The organism is Mesorhizobium sp. M7A.F.Ca.ET.027.02.1.1 (assembly GCF_004022985.1).
Lineage (GTDB): Bacteria > Pseudomonadota > Alphaproteobacteria > Rhizobiales > Rhizobiaceae > Mesorhizobium.
This window is the reverse complement of record NZ_RZOL01000286.1, coordinates 1-7,805: the sequence shown is the minus strand read 5'-3', so window position 1 is coordinate 7,805 and position 7,805 is coordinate 1. Positions and strand designations below refer to the sequence as shown.

Below are 7,805 nucleotides of genomic sequence, written 5' to 3'. Positions count from 1 at the left end.
CGACAACCAGCATTTCCTTGAGGCCGCCTTCGTCACGGTCGCCTCTACATCGACCCAACCTCGTCAAAAACGCGATCACAAGTCCAGCCATGAACCGCCGCAATGCTCTCTTTGCCGGCCGTGACGAAGGCGGCCTCAAGGAAATGCTGGTTGTCGAGAGCGGTTGATCAGGGCGGATATATGCTCGACGAGATCGTCCAGACGCGCCCAATTCATTGGAACATTTCGTGTCGATCTTCTCCGCAGTCCGAAACCTCTCGTCTCATCGCAGACCAGCCGCTTTGCAGCACAAATTCGAACCCATCGACGCCAGGCGATGGACACGTGGGAAGCCGTGAGTGCACGACCTACCTGAAAAGCGCGGTGTGGGTCTTACGCGGCCGCATTTCAAACAACGTGACAACGCCGTCGAATGCTGCTTCACTCTCGGCTGTCCAGTCGGGCATGGCGGGGCGCTTCCATGATCACCAGGCAGCACCCTAACAAATCCGCGACCAGCGCGAATCCCACGCAGCCGCGACTTTCTGACTCAGTAAGACAATAGAGGACAATGGAAACATCAAAGCTGATGTTCAGGCCGCGACAGATAGTGCGTTATCTCATTTTTTCGTGAGCCCACAGTTGCAGGGGCTGTTGCATTCGGCAAATGTGGCAGGGTGGCGACGCATTGCCGCGGCATCCTCTGCCGGCACATAGCCAGCACTGTGGAAGGAACGTTCAGGTAGGTTAGAGTAAGTGATATGAACAAGCTAGACCGCATGGATTACCGGATTCTTGATGTGCTCCAAGAAAACGGCCGGCTTCCAATTAAGATCCTGGCCGACAGGGTCGGCATTTCCGTGTCGCCGTGTTGGCAGAGGGTCAAAAAGCTCGAAAAAGACGGAATCATACGTCGTTACATCGCAGAGATAGCGATTGAAAAGTTGCAAAGTATCCAGATTGTTTTAGCTAAGGTGGTCCTATCGAGGCAAAATCGCGATGCATTAAATTTCTTTGAACGCCATATGTGTGTTATTCCCGAAGTTATGGAATGTTACGAAGTAATGGGTCAATTTGACTACCACATCAAATTTATTGTTTCCTCCATTGACCACTATACTGAGATCGCAGAGAGATTTCTAACTCCTGAATTTGGTGTTGAAAGGTATTTCAGCGACGTAGTGAGTCGGGTTGCCAAAGAGGATCGGGCTGTCCATTTTCACAGTGGGGTATAATCAATGTGCTGTAGTTTCGACCAATTAGTCTTTGATGGGAACGATAGAGGTAAACCTGCAGAAGCCAAGAGTGTTGGAATGGTCGATGGATCCGGAGATCATTAACGGGCGTTGTCACGTTGTTTGAAATGCGGCCGCGAGAGGCCGATACCGCGCTTCTCAGGCAGGCCGTGCACTCATGGCTTCCCACGTGGTCATCGCCTGGCGTCGATGACCGGCCGCATCCAAACATGTCGGACACACGGAAGCACCTGAACCTGCGCACCACGCCTTTAGAAAAAAACTTCAAGCATCCGACAGGGCGTCCACACACGGGATATTGTGCAGCCGTACTGAACAGCGACCGCATGTGAGGTTGATCGTGCTCGAAGACGGTTGGATGCAACCGGACCCAGACATTGGATGCCGATAGAGTCCTGGAGTTCTGCTCATACGTTGCTGAATTTGATCCTTGACCACAAGAAGCCATGTGAGGCCAAGTACCAGCGCAAGCAAAGCAGATCAGGCGTTGCTTGAACATAGCGCCCTCCGAAAATGGTCGGAGGTTTCTGCCACAACGCCGGTAATCAAAACGTTGCAACACATCCCTAAACTTCCATATGGTCGCGGCTGTGTCCGAACGACTTGAAGGTGCACTGCGGCAATTTCGGCGACGCTGTTCTGACGAGAAGGCGCGGGCGGTGGCTGAGACGTTGCAACCGGGCGTTTCGGCGATTCGAGATGTCCAAGCGCGGCACGCGTCACCAGCGATCTGCTCGCCTCTGACCGGCTAGTAGCCGTCGTGTGGGGCTCGAAAGTATGGAGCGTTTTTAGCCATCAGCCACGGCTAACAGCGCGCTGAGCCGCTTGGCTCTCATAAAATTATTTTTCGACTCTTTGTTTCTCTTCAGTAAGAGTTTTCTCAAACTGGGCATAAATCAGCAACACTTCCATAACCTGCGATGTTAACGTCAGCCTTAAGGAGTTTTGGCGGGCGACGAGCTATGATGGAGACGGGGGTAGCTCTTGAGGAACCAGGGTATTCGCAAGGTGCATCCTGGAAGCGATCAGCGTTTTCAAATGGCAACGAGGTGCTGCCGAGAAAAGGCATGAGCCGTACTGACGTCGAAAATGCGCTCCTCCAAAGGCGTGCGGTAGATAACGATTCACGTGCAACCTTGTGGGATCGGTGGGCGGCCGAAATGAGACTGAGCGAACACGTAGAGTGCGATGCCACGGTTTTGGCCTCGCTCGTGAGCGCGGGCGAAGTGACGCCCACGGAATTGACGCAGCTAGCCCGCGAGGGCACGACCAGGTCAATCCGCGTATGAACGTCGTGATCGAGTTCTATGAAGATGCTGACGCTGTCGCGGGCGCGGACACTGGCCTCTTTCTGCGGCCTACTTGGGCAACTTTGGCATCGTCATCAGCTTTGAGTATGCAATCGATCGAATTGGCCTTGGCGCACTTGTTGGTGAGCTTCGCACTGCGCACTCCTCCTAAGTCTTATTAACAACCCGAACTTGTAAAGGCCAACCGCATGACTGTCCCGTCGATCCCCAATCCTGACTTGATCACCCTGTTCGACAACACGGCGCGCTGGAATCTGCCCGACCACCGCCGCCACGGCTTCCATAATATCCACACAACGATGCTCTATTCGATGTCGCTGCGCGCCCCCCGCGTCCTGCCACTCAGGAAGGAGATCGACTGGACTATTGGCGAGCGTCCCGGCGTCGCACGTTTCCTCGGCATGCCGCATTTTTCGGCCTTCGTCGTGGTCCGCGACGATCGCGTCCTCTACGAAGCCTATGCGCCGGACTTCGGGCCCGAGAAGCCGCACGCCATCATGTCTATCACCAAGACGACGCTCAACCTCATGCTCGGTCGCGCGGTGGCCGACGGCCTCGTCGATCTCGACGAGCGAGTAGGCGCCTATCTGCCGGAGATCGGTACAGGCTACGCTGAGGCGACCGTCAAGGCGGTCGCAGACATGAACGTCGTCAACGACTTCAGCGAGGACTACAGCGACCCCTACACTTCGTCCTTCGACATGGACGTCGCCGGTGGCTGGCGCCTGCCGGCGGAGGGTCAAAAGGACGAGACGGCTCGCTCCTTCCTCTGCGGCGTTACCGGAGACGATCTCGTGAATCGCAGCGGCGAGGCGCTCTACAAGTCGGCCAACAGCGACGTCATTGGCTGGATCATTGAGCGGGCCAGTGGCCGGCCGCTGCGCGACTGGCTGATCGAGATCGTCGAGGCGGCTGGCATCGAGGGATGCTTCCATATGACCTGCGACCGAGAAGGTGTACCGGCTGTCTCCGGTGGCGCCTGTCTCACCGCCCGCGATCTCGCACGCTATGGACTGCTCTTTGCGCGTAAGGGCGAGGGTATCGACGGCCGCCGCGTCGGCGATGCCGCCTTCATCGAAGAGACCCGCCGCAATCCCGGCCCTTCCCTGGCAAAGCCGTTAGACTGGTTTCATTATAGCCGTCAAACGTACACCGACGGCACGTGGTTCGGACATAGTGGTTATGGTGGGCAGTATATGCTCGCGAACCCTGACACGGGCACCGTCGTTGTCTACCTCGGTGTCCTCGAGAACAAAGCCGCCAGCGACCCCGAATTTGGCGCTGCTTTGATGAAGATGACAGCGGATCTTGTTGCGGAAAAATGAGCTGGTCGCCGGCACCGGAAATTCGACGTTGCTCCGGTTGCGCTAGACGCCTTGCCGTCTTCACCGGGCTCGGTGAAGGCTGCTCACGGCTATTCCGCCAAGGCGGCCTGAGCAGGGCTGGCGTCGGAGCGCTGCTCGTCACGGTGTCAGAACGTGCGACTGCCCATAGTGATGGGCGACGTTCTCATCACTAAAACACGATCATGAGCGTTACCCCGGTTCCCCACCCTCCCAGGGCAGGTTGGCTGTCGTCGAACGAGCTTCCGCGACAGCCTCTTTTTTGGCGAAGTTGCAATTCGCGCAGTCACGATCTCGTGCCCGCACATTGCAAAGTGTCGATCTTCTCCGCAGTCCGAAACCTCTCTGGAGTGCACAGAGAATACGGTAATCGATGCTACCAAACTTGCTCATCTCGTCATCTTTAGTTGACGGTCGCGCCTTAGGCAACTCGATGGTGGTGCCGACGCATTAACCTAATCGTAGACACCGCACGTCTTGCAAATAACGTCGAGGGTCAACTCATAGGGCCGGAGGGCCGGGTCCTGGAGGTAGCCCCGTTTGACCGGACAGGCAGCGAGTTCCATTAAGCACCAGTGGCTTTCGCCCTGAACTCGCATGGCGAGAGGAAGCGCAAGCCGGAGTGCGGATGGATTTCGAAATGGTCGAGAATCCGTGGGTGTTGGAGCGCACGCGATGACGACCCCGTCATGTCGTTGTCTGCGTATGGCTCACGCGCTCTGCTATCCTGCAGGAATGGGCAAAGTCGAGCTCAGAAAATCTTTTCGTTTTGGAGGCAAACTTCAGCAACCCCTACTTTGCCCCTGATGCTAAAGTCCAAAAAAGTCGGAGGGTGATGCTGTCAATGCGGTCGCAGCTTTATTCAAGCATCGGATTTCCGGCTCGGGGCAAATTACAGTCTTTCTCGTGGTTAGCCCTTCCGCCGCCCAGCAACAGACAGACCGGGTGAGACCGTGTGCTAGCACTCCGGTCGACAGCTCTCGTTGACGGCCGGGTGAGGGAGAATCGTACGAATCTCGTCGATCATTCGCCAGCAAAAGAAAATAGGGGAAGGGGTAACCCATGAATAAGAACTATCGCATTCTCGATCTCATCCGGCGCAATCGTTCGCCGCATGAAAATCACCTCATCGATGGCCTGGTCGACGGCCGGGTCAGCCGTCGCGACTTCATCCGCCATGGCAGCCTGCTCGGTGTTTCGCTGCCGCTACTAGGCCGCATAACTGCCGTCGCGGGTTTCGGCGGCTTGCCTTCGCTCGCTCGCGCCCAAGGTACGCCCGGCGCCACCATTCGCGTCGCCTGCATCGCACCGACGGCGACAATCGATCCGGTGACCACTAGTGACTTTACTGGTTTTGTTTTGTTGCAGCAGGCCGGAGAATACCTCTGCGTTGGCGGTCCAGACCTTGTACTGCAACCGGTTTTAGCTGAAAGTTGGAAGTCCAACGACCTAGGCACGGTGTGGACGTTCAAGCTGCGCAAAGGCGTCAAGTTCCACAGTGGAGGCGAGATGAAGGCCGACGACGTGGCCGCAAGCATCGACCGCCTCGCGGATCCGGCGAGTTCTTCCAATGCGCTGTCGGTGTTCAAGGGAATCCTGCAGAAGGGTGCCACCAGGAAAGTCGACGATTACACGGTCGAATTTCACCTCGACACGCCGAACGGCAACTTCCCCTACATGCTGTCGTCGGACAACTACAATGCCATCATTCTGCCTGCCAGCTACAAGGGCGACTACGAGAAGAGCTTCGACGGCACTGGACCATTCAAGTTGGAGAAATACACACCAAAGGTCGGCGCATCCTTCGTCCGAAACGAAAACTATTGGGGGTTGATGGCGCTGCCCGAGCGCACCGAATTCACCTTCTTCAATGATGAGCAGTCGCAGATCCTGGCATTACAGGGCGGTCAGGTCGATATGATGAACGCGGTATCGCCTCTAGCCGGCATTGTCCTGCTTAACGATCCGAACTTTAATATCATAAGTGCGAAGACGTCCGCGCATAACCAGTTTCACATGCGCTGTGATTCCGACGCGTTCAAGGATCCGCGCGTACGTCGCGCCATTGCGCTCTGCCTCGATCGCGACAAGCTGGTCGCCGGCCTACATAAGGGCCGAGCTTCACTAGGCAACGACAGCCCATTTGCTCCAATCTACCCCTCGACTGATGCAAGCGTGCCGCAACGCAAGCAGGACATCGCACAGGCAAAGCAGCTCATGGAAGCGGCGGGCGCCGGCAAAGGCTTCAAGGTGACGCTGACCACCGAGCGTTATATTGATATCCCCGAATACGCGCAGCTCATCCAGAACTGGGTCAAGGAGATCGGCATCGATCTCGATCTGAACCTCCTCGACCAGGGTCGCTATTATGGTGATGCGGTGTTTGGCAAGTCGAACTGGCTGGATTCGGTGATGGGCATCACGGACTACGCTCACCGCGGCGTGCCGAACGTCTTGCTTGCCGCGCCGCTGAAAAGCGACGGCACCTGGAACGCCGCGCATTTCAAGAACAGGGATTACGACGCGCTCGTGTCCAGCTACATTGCGGCTCTCGATCTCGAGGCGCAGAAGGCCTCGGCCGGCAAGATTCAGAACCTGCTGCTCGAGGAAACACCGGTCATCTTCGGCTATTTCTCCGACCTACTGGTGCCAACCGCGAAAGGTGTGACAGGCGTGCAGCCGACGGCCATGGGGCAACTTTTCCTCGATAAAGCGTCGAAAGCCTGAACCGAAAGCGAAGCCAATCGTGTAACAGCTAGCTCCTCACCGGGGCTGGCCCCACCCGGAGTATAAGGCCATTCTCTCCTTCCTTGTCCGGCGCCTGGCTCTATCACTCGTCACACTGTTCCTTCTCAGCGTCATGGTGTTCCTAGGCGGCCAGGTGCTGCCCGGCAATGTCGGGCGCGCCATATTGGGACCTTTCGCCGACCAGCGCGCGGTCGATACGCTAAATCACACGCTCGGTGTCGATCGCCCGCTGCTCACCCAATATGCGACCTGGGTCTGGAATTTCGTTCAGGGCGACATGGGCACGTCCTATATCTTCCGCTCGCCGGTGGCGCCCTTCGTCATCGACGCGCTCGGCAATTCGATCAAGCTCGCGGCGGTCGCCTTCGTGCTGGTTGTGCCGATCGGCATTCTTAGTGGCGTCGTTGCAGCACTCAATCTCAATCGGCCACTCGATCGCATCATCAGTCTTGGCGGCCTGTCGGTGGCGGTGCTGCCCGAATTCGTCACCGGCATCATCCTAGTCCTGATCTTCGGCGTCTGGCTGCGCTGGCTGCCGATCTCGGCGGCATGGCCGCGCGACTCCGGCTTCTTCACCCAACTCTACTACCTGATCCTGCCTTCGCTGCCGCTGTTCCTGGTGCTGTTCGGCTACATCGCCCGCATGGCGCGCTCAGGCATGATCGAGGCGCTCGATTCCGACTATACGCGAACGGCCGTGCTGAAGGGCCTCCCCTGGCGCACCGTGATCTGGCGCCATGTGCTGCGCAATGCGCTGCTGCCGACCATTACCGTGATCGCCACCCAGACCGGCTATCTCATCGGTGGTCTCGTCGTCATCGAGACGCTGTTCCGCTACCAGGGTATCGGATCGCTGATCGTCACCGCCGCGCGCGGCAAGGATTTCCCGATGCTGGAATCGGGAACCCTGACCATCGGCATTGTCTATGCCGTGGCGACGCTTTCCGTTGACTTTCTCTATTCCGTGCTCAATCCGCGCATCCGGCTGGGGTCAGATCAATGAGCGCCGTCCAGACCACTTCCCCCGCCCCCGACGATACCCGCGAGCGCGGTCCGCTTGCCGAAGTCCTTTTCTCGCTGCTGCGCTCGCGAACCTTCCTTGTCGGTCTTGCCATCGTGCTGTTCTGGATTCCCTGCGCGCTGTTCGGCGAACATTTTGTGCCTTATGA

Annotated in this window: 4 protein-coding genes and 1 pseudogene; all 5 read left to right on the top strand. The window is 57.4% G+C overall.

The features are described from left to right. The first annotated feature begins 740 nt into the window (after positions 1 to 740). Entirely contained in the window at positions 741 to 1,214 is a 474-nt protein-coding gene (locus EN749_RS25310; RefSeq protein WP_095522030.1) for an Lrp/AsnC family transcriptional regulator, read from the top strand. A 1,519-nt stretch (positions 1,215 to 2,733) separates the two neighbouring features. Then, positions 2,734 to 3,870 (top strand): serine hydrolase domain-containing protein, encoded by a 1,137-nt coding sequence (locus EN749_RS25300; protein ID WP_095522031.1) that lies wholly within the window; start codon positions 2,734 to 2,736, stop codon positions 3,868 to 3,870. A 1,080-nt stretch (positions 3,871 to 4,950) separates the two neighbouring features. Further along, positions 4,951 to 6,615: an ABC transporter substrate-binding protein gene (locus tag EN749_RS25295; protein ID WP_095522032.1), complete on the top strand. Its 1,665-nt coding sequence runs from the start codon at positions 4,951 to 4,953 to the stop codon at positions 6,613 to 6,615. A gap of 70 nt (positions 6,616 to 6,685) precedes the next feature. Continuing rightward, positions 6,686 to 7,639, top strand: a complete 954-nt coding sequence (locus EN749_RS25290; protein ID WP_095522033.1) for an ABC transporter permease — start codon at positions 6,686 to 6,688, stop codon at positions 7,637 to 7,639. Then, positions 7,636 to 7,805 (top strand): annotated as a pseudogene (locus tag EN749_RS25285) (ABC transporter permease); the annotation flags it as partial. The gene EN749_RS25290 and the pseudogene EN749_RS25285, both read left to right, overlap by 4 nt.

What these genes read in the sequence shown, in the direction of transcription:
- EN749_RS25300 (WP_095522031.1), top strand. Translation starts at nt 2,734, where the DNA reads ATGACTGTCCCGTCGATCCCCAATCCTGACTTGATCACCCTGTTCGAC.
- EN749_RS25310 (WP_095522030.1), top strand. Translation starts at nt 741, where the DNA reads ATGAACAAGCTAGACCGCATGGATTACCGGATTCTTGATGTGCTCCAA.
- EN749_RS25295 (WP_095522032.1), top strand. Translation starts at nt 4,951, where the DNA reads ATGAATAAGAACTATCGCATTCTCGATCTCATCCGGCGCAATCGTTCG.